At 65.1% G+C, this 2,260-nt stretch carries 3 protein-coding genes; all 3 read left to right on the forward strand.

What is annotated here, in order from left to right:
* A partial coding sequence (locus MOV75_RS35245) for an NAD(P)/FAD-dependent oxidoreductase (RefSeq protein WP_247007648.1) occupies positions 1-846 on the forward strand: 846 nt, incomplete at its 5' end.
* 83 nt (positions 847-929) lie between these two features.
* Positions 930-1,853: an alpha/beta fold hydrolase gene (locus MOV75_RS35250; RefSeq protein WP_247007649.1), complete on the forward strand. Its 924-nt coding sequence runs from the start codon at positions 930-932 to the stop codon at positions 1,851-1,853.
* The coding region (locus MOV75_RS35255) for a diguanylate cyclase (RefSeq protein WP_247007650.1) at positions 1,735-2,260 on the forward strand (526 nt) is incomplete at its 3' end. The genes MOV75_RS35250 and MOV75_RS35255, both read left to right, overlap by 119 nt.

Consider the following 2,260-nt stretch of genomic DNA (forward strand, 5'->3'; position numbering starts at 1 on the left):
GCCCTGCAGCTCGGCCGTGCCCGCCGCAAGGTCACCGTTCTCGATACCGGCCTGCCGCGCAATCGCTTCGCCGGCCACTCGCATGGCCTGCTCGGCCACGATCACAAGCCGCCGCTGGACATCCTGGCCGAGGCGCGGCAGCAGCTGGCGCGTTATCCCACGGTCAAGCTGGTCAATGCCCGGGCCGACGGCGTCTCGGGCGCCCTCGACGATTTCAAGGTCCTCACTTCCGATGGCGAAAGCCTTCGGGCGCGTCGTGTGATCCTGAGCTATGGCATCGTCGACCAGATGCCTGATGTTCCGGGCTTTGCCGAAAGCTGGGGCACGTCCATCGTGCCCTGCCCCTATTGCGACGGCTTTGAAGTCGCCGGCCAGCATTGGGGCCTCGTCTGGTCGGGCCCGCAATCGCACAATCAGGTCAGGCTGTTCCACGATTGGACCGACAGGTTGACCCTCTTCGCCGGTGGTCACGACATTCCGCCTGATATCCGGGCCGATCTGGCGCGCCGCAACATACCCGTCGTCGATGGCCGGATCACCGGGATCGCCCATCACGGGGCCCATAACGCCACCGTCAAGCTCGATACCGGCCCCGATGTCGCGGTCGACATCCTGTTCGCCCATCCGCGCAACAAGCCGTCCGCAAGCCTGCATGAATCACTGGGTCTCGCCACCGTGGCTACGCCCGGCGGCATCGCCCTCAAGGTCGACGAGCGCCGCCAAACCAGCATGCCCGGCATCTACGCCGCCGGCGACCTCACCACGACCTTCTTGCCCTCGGTCACCCAGGCATCATCGCAGGGCGCGATGGCGGGTATCTTCGCCCAGCAGTCGATGGTGGTTTGAGAGCACAGATTCCCTTCTCCGGACCGGTGTCATCGAAAACCGACTGGCCGGCTGCCCCCGCAGTTCACCCGACGCCTGAGGAGATGCACCTGTCCAAAACCAGAAACACCGAAGCCAGCATCGGCATCTCTCGTCCGACCGCTGTTGGAGAGGCCCCACACATGAAGTTCGAACACGTCACCTTCGACCTGCCACACGGCACCTTTCACGCGTTGCAGGGTGGTGATCCCGATGGCCAACCGACGATCGTCTTGCACGGCTTCCCGGACCATCCCCCGACCGCGAAGCCCTTCCTTGCCGAGCTGGGCCGACGTGGCCGTCACGTCGTCGCTCCCTGGCTTCGCGGTTACGCGCCGTCCCCGACGGCGGGGCCTTTCGACTTCGCAGCCCTCACCAGCGACGTGCTCGCGCTGATCGACCGCTGGTCTCCCGGGCGACCCGTGGAGTTGATTGGCCACGACTGGGGTGCCCTGATCACATATGATGCCTGCGTCACCGCGCCGGAGCGGATCGAACGCGCGGTCGCGCTCGCAATCCCGCACCCACTCACCTTCATGAGCCGGCTGACGGACCCCGCTCAGCTGCGCCGGAGCTCATACATGGGGCTCTTTCAACTGCCGGGAAGCGGCTGGATCGCCACCGCCCGCGATCTCGCCTTCATCGACCGCCTCTGGCATCAGTGGTCGCCCGGCTTCTCGCTCGATCCTGCTCTCAAGGCGGAGCTACACGAGCACCTGCGGGCGAGCATGCCCGCGCCTCTGAAGTACTACCGGGCGATGCTGCGGCCCGGCATGCTTGGGGCGACGCGCCGTATGTCTCGGCCGATCACGGTGCCCATGTTGCAGCTTCACGGTGCCAACGACGGCTGCATCCTCCCTGCGCAAGTCGATGACCGACATCGGTTCGCCGCCCGGCGCGCGATGGAGGTCGTCCCCAACGTCGGTCACTTCCTGCACATCGAGGCCCCCGAGGCGATTGCGGAACGGATTGCGGCATGGGCCGAGTAGAGGATCACTCGTCCAGGCCGAAGTCAGGACCGTCGACAACGTCGCGCGTTTTGGGGGCGAGGAGTTTGTGGTGTTGCTGCGCGAAACCGGTGTTGGCAGCGCGTTTCTGTTGGCGGAGCGCCTACGCCAGCAGATCAGCGGTGGTGCGATAGAGGCCCGTGGCAAGAAGATCGTCAGCGTAACCGCATCTGTTCGAGACGATGCGGGCTTTGGCATCGATCCGGACCCCTCGCCTCGATCAAAGGATTCCGAGTTAAGAACAAATCAGAACAAGGATAATGGCATGGCAGAGAAAAAAGTTTATCAGGTGGCCGACTGGAATGGCCAAAGCGGGGAGCGCTGGGTCGCTAACCAGGCCCGGCTCGACGCCATGGCGGCGGTGTTCGGCCAGGCCGCGATCGAAGCCG

The sequence above is a fragment of the Bradyrhizobium sp. PRIMUS42 genome (assembly GCF_023006515.1).
GTDB lineage: Bacteria > Pseudomonadota > Alphaproteobacteria > Rhizobiales > Xanthobacteraceae > Bradyrhizobium.